This is a genomic window from Candidatus Hydrogenedentota bacterium, assembly GCA_013359265.1.
Classification (GTDB): Bacteria; Hydrogenedentota; Hydrogenedentia; order Hydrogenedentales; family SLHB01; genus JABWCD01.
Map to the genome: position 1 here is coordinate 47,312 of JABWCD010000003.1, position 16,971 is coordinate 64,282.

Annotated in this window: 14 protein-coding genes; 7 read left to right on the forward strand and 7 right to left on the reverse strand. The window is 61.6% G+C overall.

The features are described 5' to 3' along the window. The first annotated feature begins 90 nt into the window (after positions 1–90). The 3 genes from HUU46_02405 (at position 91) to HUU46_02415 (ending at position 2,971) form a co-directional block, all read left to right on the forward strand. Positions 91–939: a hypothetical protein gene (locus HUU46_02405; GenBank protein ID NUM52473.1), complete on the forward strand. Its 849-nt coding sequence runs from the start codon at positions 91–93 to the stop codon at positions 937–939. 205 nt (positions 940–1,144) lie between these two features. After that, the gene (gene fumC / locus HUU46_02410) at positions 1,145–2,533 is read left to right on the forward strand and encodes a class II fumarate hydratase (GenBank protein NUM52474.1); all 1,389 of its coding nucleotides are present in this window, start codon (positions 1,145–1,147) and stop codon (positions 2,531–2,533) included. Between the two features lie 6 nt (positions 2,534–2,539). Then, positions 2,540–2,971 carry a hypothetical protein gene (locus HUU46_02415; GenBank protein ID NUM52475.1) on the forward strand — a complete coding sequence of 144 codons (432 nt, stop codon included), beginning with the start codon at positions 2,540–2,542 and terminating at the stop codon, positions 2,969–2,971. Between the two features lie 165 nt (positions 2,972–3,136). Here the strand turns inward: HUU46_02415 and HUU46_02420 are convergent, their stop codons facing one another. Then, a complete protein-coding gene (locus HUU46_02420; protein NUM52476.1) occupies positions 3,137–5,560 on the reverse strand; it encodes a DNA internalization-related competence protein ComEC/Rec2 in 2,424 nt (807 codons plus the stop codon). A 90-nt stretch (positions 5,561–5,650) separates the two neighbouring features. Beyond that, complete coding sequence (locus HUU46_02425; GenBank protein NUM52477.1) at positions 5,651–5,788, reverse strand: hypothetical protein; 138 nt, start codon at positions 5,786–5,788, stop codon at positions 5,651–5,653. Between the two features lie 195 nt (positions 5,789–5,983). Here HUU46_02425 and glpK point away from each other — a divergent pair, with 195 nt between their 5' ends. Then, positions 5,984–7,456, forward strand: coding sequence for a glycerol kinase GlpK (glpK, locus tag HUU46_02430; GenBank protein NUM52478.1), 1,473 nt, complete (start codon positions 5,984–5,986; stop codon positions 7,454–7,456). A 233-nt stretch (positions 7,457–7,689) separates the two neighbouring features. On the opposite strand, the gene HUU46_02435 is transcribed toward glpK, so the two are convergent. From HUU46_02435 to HUU46_02450, 4 genes are read right to left on the reverse strand one after another with little or no spacing between them, the layout of a single operon-like run. Then, positions 7,690–8,304 (reverse strand): class I SAM-dependent methyltransferase, encoded by a 615-nt coding sequence (locus HUU46_02435; GenBank protein NUM52479.1) that lies wholly within the window; start codon positions 8,302–8,304, stop codon positions 7,690–7,692. Further along, positions 8,294–9,823: a glycosyltransferase family 39 protein gene (locus HUU46_02440; GenBank protein ID NUM52480.1), complete on the reverse strand. Its 1,530-nt coding sequence runs from the start codon at positions 9,821–9,823 to the stop codon at positions 8,294–8,296. Before HUU46_02440 ends, HUU46_02435 begins: the two co-directional genes overlap by 11 nt. A 7-nt stretch (positions 9,824–9,830) precedes the next feature. Further along, complete coding sequence (locus HUU46_02445; GenBank protein NUM52481.1) at positions 9,831–10,598, reverse strand: TIGR00266 family protein; 768 nt, start codon at positions 10,596–10,598, stop codon at positions 9,831–9,833. Positions 10,599–10,628: 30 nt separating this feature from the next. Then, on the reverse strand, positions 10,629–12,008 hold the full coding sequence (locus HUU46_02450; GenBank protein ID NUM52482.1) for a cytochrome P450: 1,380 nt from the start codon (positions 12,006–12,008) through the stop codon (positions 10,629–10,631). 161 nt (positions 12,009–12,169) lie between these two features. Here HUU46_02450 and HUU46_02455 point away from each other — a divergent pair, with 161 nt between their 5' ends. The 3 genes from HUU46_02455 to HUU46_02465 all read left to right on the forward strand — a co-directional run bounded on the left by HUU46_02455 (position 12,170) and on the right by HUU46_02465 (position 15,733). Further along, positions 12,170–12,973, forward strand: a complete 804-nt coding sequence (locus HUU46_02455; GenBank protein NUM52483.1) for a thiazole synthase — start codon at positions 12,170–12,172, stop codon at positions 12,971–12,973. 201 nt (positions 12,974–13,174) lie between these two features. Continuing rightward, a complete protein-coding gene (locus HUU46_02460; GenBank protein NUM52484.1) occupies positions 13,175–14,152 on the forward strand; it encodes an NAD(P)-dependent glycerol-3-phosphate dehydrogenase in 978 nt (325 codons plus the stop codon). 138 nt (positions 14,153–14,290) lie between these two features. Then, the gene (locus HUU46_02465; protein ID NUM52485.1) at positions 14,291–15,733 is read left to right on the forward strand and encodes an aminotransferase class I/II-fold pyridoxal phosphate-dependent enzyme; all 1,443 of its coding nucleotides are present in this window, start codon (positions 14,291–14,293) and stop codon (positions 15,731–15,733) included. A 147-nt stretch (positions 15,734–15,880) separates the two neighbouring features. Here the strand turns inward: HUU46_02465 and HUU46_02470 are convergent, their stop codons facing one another. After that, complete coding sequence (locus HUU46_02470; GenBank protein NUM52486.1) at positions 15,881–16,951, reverse strand: acyltransferase; 1,071 nt, start codon at positions 16,949–16,951, stop codon at positions 15,881–15,883. Positions 16,952–16,971 lie beyond the last annotated feature (20 nt).

The window sequence follows — 16,971 nt, forward strand, 5'->3', positions numbered from 1 at the left end:
TTGGGAACGAGCTGAGGTCGATTAAAAAGCGGAATCTAAGGGTGTGAAATATGCAATCGATCTTAACTAATCAGAAGGGAGACAAGAGATATGTCTGCGCTGGTTGATAACTTGTACCTGAAAATTCAGCATGCCGATAATAACGCCCAAGAAATAGATCGTCTAATGTACGAAATGTTCGCCGGTGGGCTTGCGATCAGCACGGAATTTAATGAGGAAGTTGGCGAAACGACCTTCGTATTGAACGAAAGCATTGAAGTTAATCCCGCAATAAGCGTCCGTTGTGGAGAAGTTGCGCATCAACTCAGGTCCTGTCTAGATCACATTGTCTTTTACCTTGCTTCTCGGGCAAACCCGCCACTCTCGGATGGGCAACTCAAGCAAATTGAATATCCCATTTTCGTCGATCAAAATAGATTCTCTGCGGATGTTGGGAGAAAACTTCGGGGTCTCCCTAGCTCAGCCATCGATATTATTGAACGATTCCAACCTTTTCATGCGGTTCCCCCAACCACACCCACTACGCATCCCCTGTGGCTTTTACACGAGATGAACCGCATTGATAAACATAGGGCATTGCATGTCGTTTCCGCTGTTGGCACAGCGCGGGGCGTATCGCTGGAGGGTCAGATAGTCAATGGAGAAATCATCATTCAGGCGCCGCCGAGAGCAATTTTAGAAAAGGGTAAAGCGCTAATGAAGGTTAAAGGGGCCAAAGCAACCTTTCAAAACGGTAGTGTCCCGTCGGTGCATATCGCGTTCGAGGAAGTAGGGGGATTCAAAGACGGGCCGGTTCTTCCGATTCTTTGCGGCTTGCGCGATTTCACAATAGATCTGATCGCTGCACTCACATCGTACGAGCAAAGCAAATACTCACCTACGCCTAGCCCTACTGATACATCCCGCATCGCAAATTGGGATTGGATTGGCCGATTCTAAAATCTTTGAACTCGTTCCAAAGCTCCCGCTTGGGAACGCAGTCTTGAAAAGCTCCGATATGTCTTGGGAAAACGCACGCGACCGTTGGCGAACCTCAACCGGAGAAATCACAGCGCGTTCTTCACCCCGCCTTGACGTTTCGCGCCCGGACGCGCTACAAGATGGGGTTGGGCGGTACAGTCTAACCGAACGAGGGGACCTTTCCGTGCAGTACCGAATCGAGCGCGACACGATGGGCGAGATGCAGGTGCCGGTGGACCGGTATTACGGGTGCCAGACGGCGCGGTCGCTGGTGCATTTTGCGATTGGCACGGAGAAAATGCCGCGTGAGATCATCCGCGCGCTGGGGATACTGAAGAAGGCGGCGGCGCTGGTAAATCAGGACATGGGCCTGCTTCAGCCGGACCTCTGCACGATCATCTGCGCCGCGGCGGACGAGGTCATTGAAGGCAAGCTCGACGATCATTTTCCGCTGTCGGTGTGGCAGACGGGCAGCGGCACGCAGACCAACATGAACGCAAACGAGGTCATTTCGAACCGGGCCATCGAGATGGCCGGCGGCGAGATGGGCAGCAAGAGGCCCGTGCACCCGAACGACCACGTGAACATGTCGCAATCGTCGAACGACACCTTCCCCACGGCGATGAGCATCGCGGCGTGCGAGCAGATTCATCACAAGTTGTTGGCCGCGCTGCGCACGTTGCGCGACACCCTGGCGAAGAAGTCCGCGGCGTTCGAGGCGATCATCAAGATCGGCCGCACGCATTTGATGGACGCGACGCCGCTAACGCTCGGCCAGGAATTCGCCGGCTACGCGCGGCAACTGACGAACGGGATCGATCGGATCGAATCGACCATGCCGCGCCTCTACGAACTTGCGCTCGGCGGCACGGCGGTGGGCACCGGGTTGAACACGAAAAAAGGCTACGACGTGAAAGTCGCAGCGAAAATCGCGGAGTTGACCGGCCTGCCCTTCGCCACCGCGCCGAACAAGTTCGAGTCGCTCGCCGCGCACGACGCGCTGGTGATGACGCATGGCGCGCTGAAGACCGTCGCGTGCAGTCTCATGAAGATCGCGAACGACGTGCGCTGGCTGGCGAGCGGCCCGCGCTGCGGTCTCGGCGAGATCACGATTCCGGAAAACGAACCGGGATCGTCAATCATGCCCGGCAAAGTGAACCCCACGCAGAGCGAGGCGATCACGATGATCGCCGCGCAGGTCATGGGCAACGACGTCGCGGTCAATATCGGCGGCGCCTCCGGCAATTTCGAGTTGAACGTGTTCAAGCCGGTGATTATCTACAACGCGCTGCAGTCGATTCGGCTGCTCGCCGACGGGGCGCATTCGTTCAACGAACACTGTGCCGAGGGCATCGAGCCGAACACGGCGCGCATCGACGAGCTGCTGCACAAATCGCTCATGCTCGTCACGGCGCTCAACCGCAAAATCGGCTATGACAACGCCGCGAAGATCGCCAAGACCGCACACAAGAACGGCACGACGCTGAAGCAGGAAGCGATCAATCTCGGCCTGCTCACGGCGGAAGAGTTCGACGCCGAGGTCGATCCATCGAAGATGATCGGACCGTCGTAACGTCACATGTCCGACGAACAAGTCAAACTGACCGCCGCATCCGCACGGATCGTTGCGCTGGCGATTCTCTCGTCCATGTGCATCATGACCGGGCTCGGCCTGGCGATTGCCGCCGGTGCGCTGCCAATAGGTCCTCCCGGAATGGACCCCGCGTCGGGCAGGCAAATCGGGACGATCTTCCTCGTCGTCGGCATAAGCACGATTGGCCTGTCCCACGTAATGCGCACGGCGCTCGACAAGCGCGCGGCCACATCCGCCAATCCGGCGCAGGCGCGGTTCCGGGCAACAATCATTGGCATGGCGCTCGGCGAAACGCCGGCAACCCTGGCACTGGTGAATGCCATCCTCACGCACAACGTAACGATCACGGCGTTGCTGGGGGCTGCGGCGATTATCACCGGCTTGCTGCACTTCCCCCGGGCGAGATTGGTCGAGTGATAGATCCTTCCAATCTCGAATTAGTCCATCCCGCCCCATGTCGTTAGCGTCCTTTTGGTCCTTTATGTCGTTTACGTCCTTTGCCATTCGCCAATTTCATCCACGCCCGGACGAAGCTGCCCGCAACGTTCGGCGCAGCCATTTCCGGGAATACTCCGTCCGGTTTCAATTCTGTGCAATCGCGTATCCGCGTTTCGCGCGCTCGGCTTCGACGCGCAATTCACCGTCCTGCAGCGTGAAGCGAATCGCGCCGAGACGGTCGGTCCGGAGCACGGCGATGCCACGGCCGGCGTAGCGGTCGACGATCGGCTGGTCCATCACACGGCGGCCGTGGGAACCCGTCGAGATAACGGCATACTCCGGCGTCACTGCGTCGATGAACGCCGGTGTGCTTGACGTATCCGCTCCGTGATGGGGCACCTTCAGCACGTCGGCATCGATCGCCGCGGGGTCAAGCGTTCGCTCGATCTCGTCCTCGATGTCCCCGGAAAAGAGAAAGGTCTTCCCGCCGAACGGCACGCGCGCGACGATACTGAGGTTGTTGGGCAGCGTTGTGGGCGGCAGATCGGGCGCCGGATGCAACACGGCAAACTGCGCGTCACCGATGTGGAGCGTTTCGCCGCGCGCGACGCGTACGACTGTCGTGCCCCGAGCTCCGCACCGCGCAAGAAATTCCCGCTCGAGCGGCCGATCCGTTTCCACCGCTCCGAGAATCGCCGTACCCACGCGGAAGTTGTCGACAACGTAGATCAGACCGCCAAGGTGATCGCGATCGCCGTGGGACGCCATCAACGCGTCGAGTTGGGTCACGCCGCGCGCCCAGAGGAACGGCGCGACGATTTGCCGTCCGCGATCCCCATACTCGCTCGCGTCGCCGCCGTCGATGAGCAGCGTCTCGCCGGAGGTCATGCGGATGAAAGACGCGTCGCCGTGTCCCACGTCGAGCATGACAATCTCCGGCTCGCGCCCACAAGGCCGCCACGCGGCAAAGCCGATAACAAATGCAATCGCGGCGCAAGCCAGCACGCGCTTGCGCCGCTCCTTGCGCACGGCAGTTGACGCCGCAAGCAGCGCCGCCGCGATCCAGTACACTCCCCACGCAAATGGGGTCGGTGTCGTCAGCGCCAAGGCCGCCGGCTTCAGCGACGCGCTCACCTCGGCAACGGACCGCAACGCTTCGATCGGCAGCCACGTTGCATACCCCGCGATTTGCGCGGCGGGCAACCACACGAACGACAGCAGCGACGCCGCAAAGCACAACCACAACACCGCGCCGAGTATCGGTATGACGATCAGGTTCGCGATCGGCGAAGCCAACGGCAACACATGGAAGCTCGCCGCGGCGATTGGCAAGGGCAGGATTTGAACGGAAAACGAAACAGCCAGCGGTGCGCGCAATGTCCTGTACACAAATCCGTGTTCGAGCGGCCCCGCTTGCTTCGGGTCCAACTTCGCGCGCAGCGCGCCGTACGCCTCGTCCATCCAATCCTGGACGATCGACACAAACAACAATATGGACGCGACGCTTGCGAACGAAAGTTGGGCCCCAATATCGAACACGCTGCGCGGGTCCCACAACAGAAAGACGATTCCCGCAATGCTCAGCGCAGTCGGCGTATCCGGCTCGCGCTCGACCAGGTCTGCGGACAAATACAGGCACACCATGATTGCCGCGCGCAATGCGGGCACGCTCGCTCCGGCGGCCATCGCGAACGCGAACACCGCGAGCATCACAAGGACCGCCCGCGCGCGCCGCGGCACCTGCAACACGCGCAGCGCAAAGTGCAGCGAGAACGCGATGATCGCCGCGTGGATGCCCGAAACGGACAGTATGTGCGCTGTGCCGGACCAGACGTAATCCTGGTATTCGGTCTGGCTGAGCGCGCTCTGATGGCCGAGCCATATCGCGTATACAAAGGAATGCACGTCGTGCGGCATCGCTCGCGCGAGGTTTTCCGCCTGCAATTGCCGCAAGCGCGCCGCCCATTGCCACGGCGAGTACCACGGCGCGGCGCGGAGCCGCTCAACGGCGTTCGGTCCCGACGCTTCGATTGCGGTGTGCACGCCGCGGTTGCGCATATAGTCCTCGTATCCGTTCACGCCCGGGTTCACTTCCGCGATCGCGACGCGGGGTTTTCCCTCCAAACGGATCCGGTCGCCGGGATAGAGCCGCGTCGCACTGCGCGCCCAGTGAACAACCGCGCGACCTTCCAGCGGCGTTGACGTGGAGCCGCTGATGTGACGATTGATGTCCACCGTGAAGCGAAACCGGTCATCACCCGGCATTACGAGTTGAACGCCGCGCACGACTCCTTCAAGGGTGATGGGCAGGTTGGAGTGGCCGGCAACGTGCCGGCACAGCGCGTCGGAGTTGGGGGAGAGCGTGAGGTTCCAGTGGGCCGCGCCGACGCCGGCAAAGCCGAGCGCGACTACAAGTGGCCGAACCCGCGGATTCCGAAACCGGACCGCGGCCAGCACCGCCGCCACGGCGACGCAAGCAAGGGGCGCAACGCCGGGCGCGAAGCCCCACGACGCCGCCAGCACGCCGCCGAGCATGCTGGCTGCAACCCAGACGAGCGGCCGGTTCATGCCGGCCTGACTAAAACAAAAACGACACGCCCGCTCGCACACCGCAAGCGGGCGTGTTCAGTTCGAATCAGTTCTCGATCGCTCGGATGCTTAGATGATGCCGCCGAGATTCAGTACCCAAAGCAGGATCGAGTACGCGAACGAATCGTAGAAGGACGCAAGCGAGCCTTCCAGATCGAGTCCGGCAGCAGTCAAGAGCAAGTTGAAAATGAAGTCCAGATCCAGCATGACAGATTCCTCCTTCTTAACGGTGGATTATCCCCCGTGTTTACGCGCCCGTATGCTAACCAAAGGCTCTTGAGTTTGTCAAGGTAAACAAAACCCGATTGACACATGGGGTAGTGGAGCGGCCTCGGCTCACCCCAAACGTGCCCCCATGTTGTATCATTGCGCCACCGGGCAGAGGGGAGGGCCGCGCGTACCATGGGCAAGAATTTCGTACTCGCGATGGACCAGGGGACAACCAGTTCGAGGTCAATCGTTTTCGACCAGAACGGCACGATTTGCGCCTCGGTCGCGCAGGAATTCGAGCAACTCTATCCCAAGCCGGGCTGGGTCGAGCATGATCCGGAGGCCATTTGGCGGTCCCAAGTGGAGACGGCCCGGGCCGCCATCGTTCAGGCGAAAATCACGGCGGGCGATATTGCGGCCATCGGCATCACCAACCAGCGCGAAACGACCGTGGTGTGGGAACGCGCGACCGGCCGGCCCATTCACAATGCCATCGTCTGGCAGTGCCGTCGCACGGCAGACCTCTGTGACCGCCTGCGTTCCGAAGGTTTGGTCGAGGAATTCCGCGACAAAACCGGTCTGGTCTTGGATGCCTACTTCTCGGGCACGAAGGTGCGTTGGCTGCTGGACAATATTCCGGGCGCGCGATTGCGGGCTGCCCACGGCGAGTTGTGTTTCGGCACGATTGACAGTTGGCTGCTGTTCCGGTTGACCGGCCGGCACGCGACCGATTATTCGAACGCCTCACGCACGCTCATGTTCGATATCCACAAATTGAGCTGGGACGCGTCCATTCTGAATCACCTCGACGTTCCCCCGGAACTGCTGCCCGAAGTCCGGCCAACGGCCGGAATCTTCGGGACGACGTCGCTCTTTGGGCCGGAGATTCCCGTGGCCGCGATGTGCGGCGACCAACAAAGCGCATTATTCGGGCAGACCGCTTTCGAGACGGGCGAGTGTAAAAATACGTACGGCACAGGCTGCTTCGCGTTGATGAATACCGGCCCTGCGCCGGTACACTCGAAGCATGGCCTGCTAACCACCGTCGCTTGGGGAATCGGGGATACGGTCGAGTACGCTATCGAGGGCAGCGTGTTCATCGGCGGCGCGGTGGTCCAATGGCTGCGTGACGAGCTTCGATTGATCTCGAGTGCCGCGGAAAGTGAGACCGTAGCCGCACAAGTGCCGGATACCGGGGGCGTCCATCTGGTTCCCGCGTTTGTCGGGTTGGGCGCCCCCTACTGGGACATGCAAGCACGCGGCATCCTGACCGGCCTGACCCGCGGCTCGGGGCGCGCTCACCTCGTGCGCGCAGCACTCGAGTCCATTGCATACCAGTCCGCAGACGTGATCGGCAGTATGAAAAACGACGTAAACCACGAAATTCCAATACTTAAGGTAGACGGTGGAGCGTCGAATAACAACCTGCTGATGCAGCACCAGGCCGATGTGCTCGGAATTCCCGTTCGACGCGGGCAAGTAACTGAAACGACGGCACTTGGAGCTGCCTACTTAGCGGGCCTCGCAACGGAGGTGTGGAGCGGTCTCGACGAGCTGCGGGCCCGGTGGAAGTTGGATCGAGAATTTGTTCCACAATGGAGCGAGAGCCGCAGGCTCGAAGCCCTTGCAGCTTGGCGAAATGCCGTCGCGAAGGCCCGATCTTAGGCCCACTCCAACCGCTTCCCGGACCGAATAATTGTCGTTGCGTTCTGGTTGCACTCGTGCTACAATCAGGACGGTCAGCGCCACATGTGGCGTTTCTCCTTCCGCGGAGGCCACGGTACGAAAGTTCCGTGGTCTCTAAAACGACTCGCGGCCAGGAGCATATCTGAGGCTGCGGAGTGTTTATAGATTTGGGCCGAAATCGCAAGATTTCGGTCCTCTTTTTTTGTCCCCCGTCACCGTATAGCCAGTGCCCACAGGTTCATACCCAACTCGAACGCGCCAACGGTGATGCGCGAACGGTCAAAACCGGCGTCGCGAAGTAGAGTTCCCAGCGTCGCGCGCGTGAAAAGCGCCTTGTGCTCGTCGATCTCCTGCGCACTCACCAACCCCAACCGCGCCATGGATCGCAGGATCGGGTCTGTCCAGGCCGCCGGCGTTGTTAAGATGAATTTTCCGCCATGTTTGAGTACGCGATGGACCTCGCGCGCGACGGTCAGGCCCGCATCGCGCGGGACATGCTCGATGACCGCGAGCATCGTGACTACCTCGAATCGTCCGCTTTCATAGGGCAACGAAGGATTTCGCGCGAGGTCGTGCGCGACGATCTCAATGCCGCGCGCGGCGCTGGCCCGCGCCACGTCCGGCTCCACCGACTGGTCGATGCCGATGCGTTCGGCCGCCTCGATATTCATAAGCAGTAGCGGGAACGCGCCGCACCCGATATCGAGCACGCCCGTGATCGCGCCGGACGGGCGAAGCAGGTCGAGGGCTTTCTCCCGCCGCTTGCGCGCAAGAAACCCCTCGAGCAGTCCGGCGCCCCGCGTCGCGCGAACGAGACTACCCGCCATGATCGGAGGGGCCCCGCAGATCGTAGAGGTAGACACTCGACTCGGCGAATACTCGCTCGCCGGAGCGTCTGCCGATCGTGTCCAGATGCGTGAGAATGAACTTGTCTTCCTGCCCGACGAGTTGCCTCGGCGTATTGGTCAAGACGACCCACACTCGGGAATTGCCCCGTAGCGGCGCGATCTCGCGCACGTAGCCCGGCCAGTCCGCCCGCGAGGATTGGCCGTCGACCTTTGGATAGTCCACGCCCGATTTCAATTCATAATAATGGAACGTCGGGACCGCCCAACAATAGACGTACAACTTATCGCCTTCGGCGAAATGCTGCGCGACATGGTCGAACACGGGGCGCACACCGTCGCCGCCGCCTTGCATTGCGCCCTTCAGCGCGCCCGCGGCGGGCTGTACCAGAAGGACCGCCGCGGCCGCAACGACGACCGCTCGGTGCCGCGCGTTCGCTGCGAAAAAGTCCCAGCCTTCGCCGATCCCAATCAAGATCAGCGGAACCAGAAACAACAGGAACCGGCCCATAAACGGGTACACCTGCATGCCGCTGGCGAGTAGCGTCGACACGATCGGCGCCAGCAGAAACGCAAGGCGAATTCGGTTGGTGTTCCACAAGGTATACACGCCGAACAGGAATAACAGCGCCCCCAACCCGGCCGCACCGAGCCCCATCGGTTCTGCAAAGACTTCGAAATAGGTCCGGACAAACCAATACGCATCCGACGGCGAGGTGGGCGGAAGCGGCATGAACCGATCCAGCCACCATGTTCGCACTTCCGCATTCTCGGTGTTGTGGCGCAGCATGAGCCAATAGTTGGCGGCTGCACTTGAGGTCCACGCGACGGCAATCGCCGCGGCCATCGCAATACTGCGCATGCCCTTTTCGCCCACGGCACGCACAATGAGAACGGCAGCTAGACCGGCCAATACCAACGTTGCGGGAAACGCGCACCACACGCTCGCGGCGCCGCATACCGCAAGCAGCGCGGCGTAGCCCGGCGAAAGCGGTCTGCGTTCCAGCGGAAGGACCATGAGATACAACGCAAGCGCGACGGCGAGATCGGTGGCATACGCTTTCACTTCCGATGCGTACCGAATGACGGGAACTGCCAGCGCGAATATCGCGAGCGCCATCAGCAGCCCGCGCATGGGCAACGTGCGGCGTAGCAGCGCGTACAGCAGTACGCACGACGCAAGCGACGCGATAAGCGGCAGCAAGCGCAACGAATACTCGCCGGGACCGAGGACGTTTGCAGTGAATCGTTCCGCCCACAAAAACATCAACGGCGCGCCCTGCCCCGCATCGAGCCGCTCGGTAAGGCCCGCATAGCCGCGCTGGAGAATGTTTAGCGCGAGGTGCGCCTCGTCAAGCCAAATGGCCTTGTTGTGCAGGTATTCGACGATGCGCAACGCCAGCGCGATCAGCACCAGCGCGAGCGCCCCATAAGAGTGCGCAGTTGCACCGCCCGATTCCTCGAGCGGTTCTCGTGAGTCAACCGATTGCGCCGCGGTCATCTCGCGCTCAGTCGCCGCTGATCATTCCGCCAAGCAAGTTTCGTCCGAGGCCCGCGACGCCTTTCGATTCGCCTTTCGACCCGCCCGCCGCGGCCATGATGCGATCGGCCAGGCGCGAAAACGGCAGGCTCTGCAAAAGCACCGGGCCGGGTCCGGAGACCGTTGCGAGGAAGAGACCTTCGCCGCCGAAGAGCGCGTTCTTGAAACCGCCGACCATCTGAATGTCGTAGCGCATCGTCGGATGAAACGCGACAAGGCACCCCGTGTCGATGCGCAGCGTCTCGCCCGCGCGAAGGTCTTTCTTAATTATCGTGCCGCCCGCATGAACGAAGGCGAGCCCGTCCCCTTCGAGCTTTTGCAGGATGAAGCCTTCTCCGCCGAAGAGGCCCGCGCCGATTTTCTTCGTAAACGCAACATTGATATCGACACCCTGTGCCGCGCAGAGAAACGAGTCCTTCTGACACATGAACGTGCCGCCGACTTTCGCGAGATCAATCGGGATGATCTTGCCGGGATACGGCGCGGCAAACCCGACCTTCTGTTTGCCCGCGCCATTGTTGGTAAAATTCGTAATGAAGAAACTCTCGCCGGTGACCATGCGCTTGAAGCCCTTCAGCAGTCCGCCGCCGGTGCTGGTCTCCATCTGAATGCCGGGTTCCATGAACGTCATGGCGCCCGCCTCCGCGCGCACACCCTCGCCCGGGTCCAGGATGACTTCCACCAGTTGCATGTCGTCGCCGTGAATTTCGTATTCAATCTCGTGCGCTCTCGCCATGACCCACACCCCTCCAGATTAAAAACCGACCTATCCGTTGCTCGCCGCGCCAACTGCACCCGCACCCGCGCGGCGCTCGAGCCGCATCGTCATTCCGTGTTTCGGGCGCAGTGTGATCTGCGGATCGTACTCCACCGGATGGCCCGGTTCGAGCCGCAACCGCCAACGCTGCGCCAGCACGGACAACAGCAGAATCCCTTCCATCCACGCAAACGGTTCGCCAACGCAGGTGCGCGGCCCGCTTCCGAACGGATAATACGCAAACTTGTGGCGGTCCTGCTGCAACTCGGGCGCCCAGCGATCGGGATCGAAACGCAGCGGATCGGGAAAGTACTTCGCGTTGCGGTGCGTGACGAACGGGCACAACAGGATTTGCGCGCCGCGCGGAATCTCGTAGCCGTCGAGCCGAAACGTTTCGCGAACCGTGCGGCCAATAAGGTATGCGGGTGGATACAGCCGCATCGTTTCCGCGAACACGCGCCGCGCGTATTCCAACCGGGGAACGTCGGCCGGCGCCGGCGTATTTCCGCCGAGGACGGAGTCGAGTTCTGCATGCAATTTCCGTTCGATCTCGGGATGCAACGCCAAGAGGTACCACGCCCACGTGAGCGCATTCGCGGTCGTCTCGTGGCCCGCGAGAAACAACGTCACCATCTCGTGGCGCACCTGCTTGTCCGTCATCGCGCCGCCGTCGTCTTCGTCCTGCGCCTTCAACAGCATGGACAAGAGGTCGCCGCGGTCTTCGCCGCTCGCGCGCCGCTCGCGGATGATACGGTCCATTGTCCGCTCGATCCGTCGCCGCGCCAACCGGACGCGGAGGTTCTTGGGAGTCGGCAACAGCAATCCGAGATCGGCGAGCGGTTGCGATACGCGCTCGAATATCGAGATGACTTCCTTCAGGGCCTCGCCGATTTCGTGGTCTTCCGATTCCATGCTTGCGCCAAACAGCGTCTTGCTCACAATGGCAAGCGTAAGCCGCATCATCTCGTCCCATACGTCAATGGGATGTCCGTCGAATTCCTCCCACGATTTGGCAAACGCCGACGCGAACTCAATCATGATTTCGCCGTACCGGTTCACGCGCTGCGAGTGGAACGTCGGCTGGATCATGCGCCGTTGCCGGCGGTGGAAATCGTCCTCGCTTGTAAGCAGGCCGTCACCAAGGATAAACCGAGCTACGCGAAGCAGACTGCTCTTGTGGAAGTGCTTGGCGTTGGTAACGAGGATTTCTTTCACATAGTCGGGATTTGACACGAGGTACAGGGACTGCCCAAACACCTTGAAGTGGACCAGTTCACCATACTGGCGCGAGGTGGACAGTAGAAACTCGATGCGATCCTCGCCGATCTCCCGCGCACACCCCGCGATGGGTCTCCCCTTCGGTCCGGGCACAACGCGTTCCCTTGCCATTGCAGTTGGACCTCCCCCCGTGCTCAACATCCGCAGAGTGTACCATTGCAGCCGGGTCTGCGCTACACCGGCAATCGTTGAGCGTTTCCCGGGCGTTTGATACGATAAGCGTTTCCTCGTGTGCCTGAAATCCACGCGCCACTCGCTAAAAATAGGACGCCATGATCGACGATCTTCATCACATCGACGACCCTTTCGTGATCGCGGGACGCACGTTTCGCTCGCGCTTGATGGTGGGAACGGGAAAGTTCCCATCGACAGAAGCGTTACGCGAAGCGCTCGACGGCTGCGACGCCGAGATCGTGACGGTAGCGTTGCGCCGCGCGGACCTGAAAAACCCGAATGCAGACAGCATCTTGTCCGCCATCGACTCGAAACGGCACCTGCTGCTGCCGAACACCTCCGGCGCGCGCACGGCGGAAGAAGCAGTGCGGCTCGCGAAACTCGCGCGCTCGCTGGGATGCGAGCCGTGGGTAAAACTCGAACTGACGCCGGAGCCGCGCTATCTCTTGCCCGATCCCATCGAGACCCTGCGCGCCGCCGAAATGCTCGTCAAGGATGGCTTCGTCGTTCTACCGTATATTCAGGCCGATCCCATTCTCGCGAAGAAACTTGAAGAAGCCGGCGCGGCGACGGTCATGCCGCTCGGTGCGCCCATCGGCAGCAATCGCGGCCTGCGCACACGCGACATGATCAGGATCATCATCGAGCAATCGAATGTCCCCGTTGTGGTGGACGCAGGCCTTGGCGCGCCCTCGCACGCCGCCGAATCCATGGAACTCGGCGCCGATGCCGTGCTCGTGAACACCGCCCTCGCCGATGCGCGCGACCATCGCGCAATGGCGCGCGCATTCGCGATGGCCACCGAAGCGGGCCGCATGGCCTATCGCGCGGGACTCGGCCCGGAGCGCGGCACCGCGGAAGCGTCGTCGCCGTTGACGGGATTCCTCGATGAACGGTCGTAGGCCAACGATGTCGGAGGTAATTTTGGATTTTGGATTTTGGATTTTGGATTGGAAAGCCAATCCGATCAGCGCGAGTGCGGTTGCCCGTGCTTCCCGCTCCGAGTGCCCGACGCAGTACGCCCTATACGCTACCTCGCGTGGTCGAGTCGTGTGCGTACGTAATCCAAAATCCAAAACCCCTTCGCGGCGGATATCCTTCTAATGCACATCCAAGTCGTCGGCGCGGGCAGTTGGGGCCTAGCCATCGCGCGGTTGCTCGCGCGCAACGGGCATGCCGTCCGCCTCTCGTGCCGCGAGGAAGACGGTCCGGACATGCTGCGCAACGAGCGGCGAAGTCCGCATTTCCTACCCGGTGTACTCTTGCCGGAAACAATCGACGTGGCGCGCGACATCGATCCTTCCAGCGAAATCGCCGTTCTCGCCGTCCCCTCGCACGCGATGCGCGCAGTGGCGGAGCGGCACCGCTTCTCGCAGCAGACGATTCTCGTCAACGTCGCAAAGGGCATCGAGAACGAGACAATGCTGTGCATGCACGAAGTGATCGAACAGGTCGCGGCGCCGTGCACCGTGGTGACGCTTTCCGGCCCCAGCCACGCGGAAGAGGTCGCGAACGATCTGCCGGCCTCGCTCGTCGCGGCGGGCCGCGATGCGACGGCGTGCGAACGTGTGCAGCAAGCGTTCACCGCGCCAACGTTTCGCGTGTATACGAGTCCCGACATCACCGGGGTTGCGCTGGGCGGCGCGCTGAAGAATGTCATCGCAATTGCCGCGGGCGTGTGTGATGGGTTCGGTCTCGGCGACAACGCAAAGGCTGCGCTCATCACGCGCGGGCTCGCGGAAATGGCGCGGCTCGGCGTTGCGATGGGCGCGGACCCGATGACGTTCTCCGGGCTGAGCGGCATGGGCGATCTGATTGTCACGTGCGAGAGCCGGCATTCCCGCAATCGAAGCGTGGGCGAAAAGATCGCGTCGGGCATGAAACTCGACGACATCCTCGCGTCCTCGCCGATGGTCGCGGAAGGCGTGCGCACGGCGCGCGCGGCATTGGCGCTCGCAAAGAAGCGCAACATCGAGATGCCGATTACGGAACAGGTGTATCGCGTGCTCTACGAGAATGCAAACGCGCGCGACGCGGTTATCGCGCTCATGACGCGCGACACAAAGCCGGAACGCGGCTGATCTCTTGCATCCATTTGACCGAACTTTGCGGACCACTTCGAGCACGAAAGCAGAGCCGCACACAACCGGCGCGGTCCACGGGTTGCGTTGACACACGCAAGGTCGCTTGCGAGAATTGTGCCCTTCCAGGAGTCATCCATGCCTGACACCACTTCCTTTGAACGCGCGTTCAGTCCCGATGCATTTCGAGCGCACGGACACGCATTGATTGACGCGCTTGCGGACTATATTGCGGCCGCAGCGCGCGGCAACAAGATGCCGGTGCTGCCGTGGGTGGAACCGGAGCAAATGCTCGAGCGGTGGCCGCAGACGTTCCCCGCCGCGCCCGCGCAGGACCTCGACCATCTGCTGGCGCGCGTGTTGGACGAGGCGAACCATTTGCATCATCCGAATTACATGGGACATCAGGTGCCCGGACCGCTGCCGATGGGCGCGCTGTGCGACATGGTCGCATCGATCCTTAACAACGGCATGGCCGTGTACGAAATGGGCCCGCACGGCGTCGCGATGGAGCGCGCCATCATCAAGTGGATGGGCGGCCTTGTTGGGTTCGGTTCCGCGTGCGACGGCGTGATAACGTCCGGCGGCAGTCTCGGAAATCTCACAGCGCTGCTCGCGATGCGGCGCGTTACGCAGGATCGGCTGGACGGCAAGTCGCCTGCCGTGCTGGTGTCGGATCAGGCGCACTATTCCGTGAAGCGTGCGGTAAAGGTCATGGGGTGGGGTGAGGACGCGGCGATTGCCGTGCCCTGCGACGATGCGTTTCGCATGCGCGTCGAGGCGCTGCCCGAAGCCGTGAAACAGGCTGAGGCCCGCGGCCGGCGCGTGGTGTGTGTCGTGGGCAGCGCGTGTACGACGCCGACTGGGACTTACGATCCGCTCGCGCGCATCGCGGACTTCTGCGGCGCGCACGAACTCTGGTTTCACGTCGACGCGGCACACGGCGGTCCGGCCGGATTGAGCGGCAAGTATCGTCATCTGCTTGACGGCTGCGCGCGCGCGGACTCTGTCGTGTTCGATGCGCACAAGATGCTGCTCATGCCCGCGCTGGTCACCGGCGTGATCTTTCGCGACGGCGCGAATTCGTTCTGCACGTTCGACGATCGCGCGTCGTATCTCATCGACAAGAGCCCGCAGGAGGAATGGTACAACCCGGGCCACCGCACGATGGAATGCACCAAACGCATGATGTGTCTCAAGGTGTACGCCGCGCTCATGTGCTACGGCACGAAGTTCTTCGCGGACTACGTCACGCGCCAGTACGACCTCGCGAAGACATTCGCGCGAATGGTCCGCGACACGAGCGGCTTTGAACTTGCGATCGAGCCGGACGCGAACATCGTCTGCTTCCGCTACGCGCCCGCCGGCGTGATCGCCCTGGACGATCTCAACGCCGCCATCCGCAAGCACATCGTCGAGTCCGGCGCGTTCTACATTGTCCAGGCGCGCCTGCCAAAAGGTCACTTCCTGCGCGTCACTCTGCTGAACCCGCTCGCGGGAGAAACGCACCTCGCCAGTTTGCTCGATTGCGTCCGCGCAACAGGAAACGAGTTGCTCGCGGCCAGCCGATCGCACACCTAGCGAAACCATACGAATCGCGTGGCCGCATTTCCGAGGTCGCAATCGAAATTGCCCTGCTCGTGAAATAGTGGATTACGCCCTCGCTGTTTAGGTCGTTTTGGTCCTTTGCACCCGCACCACTCCGGCCGGACGACGTTCAAGACGGGTTTATGTCAGGGCGTTCTTCAGCCATTTCCGCGCGGGCATCTCAAAATACTTCCACGTCACGTGGGAAACCGCTACGCAAAGGACGGCGACCAGCGCGAGCATGACGACGTTTTCGAAGGGCGGTCGAAAGCCGGTGAGTGCGATAAGGTCTTTGTAGAACAGTTCGAGCGGGTAGTGGAGCAGGTACACAGAGAATGAAATGTGCCCGAGATGGACAATCGGGCGCGTGCGGAGCGCGCCACCCACGAAACGCGAGCGCAGCGAGAGCAGCACGATGGCCGGGAAGACCACCAGCGCAAGCGCGTAGTACGTCGCCGTGCGTTCGGGCCGGGCCATGAGGTACAGCATCGCGCCGATAGCCGCGACGAGGGCGCCTTCGACCAACCATCCGGGCAGCCGTTTCATCCGCGCCCGCTCGTGCACCCCCCGCAACACCAAGCCCGCGCCGAAACTTAGGAAGCACCGGAACAAACGGCTGAACGGTTCCAGGTAGCGCGGCGGCTCGGTCCACCCGACGACGGCGTTCAGCGCAATCATCCCGGCAATCAACGCGAGGCCGAGCATCATTGCGCGCTTGGGGCTGCGCAACGCGACGGCCAGGAACAAAACGTTGACGATAAACTCCGTCGAGATCGACCACGACGGGCCATTGAACGAAAACCCGCGCTGCAAACCCGATTCGTTCAGCATGAACAGATTCAGCGCGAGGTGGTACCAGTCGTTGTACACGTAAATGAAGCAGTGGTCCGTCAGAATCACGTGTAGCTTCTGCAACGCCCCCACGGCCGCCAACGTGAGCAGGTGCAACGGGTACAGCCGCGCAATTCGCGAGACAACGGCGGACCGCAGCGTCGGGTACCGCGCCTCGTGCGAGTAGACCTGCGCGAGAATGAAGCCGGACAGCACGAAGAACAAATCGACAAATAGCAGCCCGCCACGATAGATCGGAAACAACAGCGCATCCCACGGCGCCGCCTCGAAATGCCGGTGGTAGTGATACACCACGACGCCCAACGCCGCCAATCCGCGGATGCCATCCAGTTCCGTTATGCGGCGCTCGCTGTCGTTCACGGCGCATAGGATGCCACAAT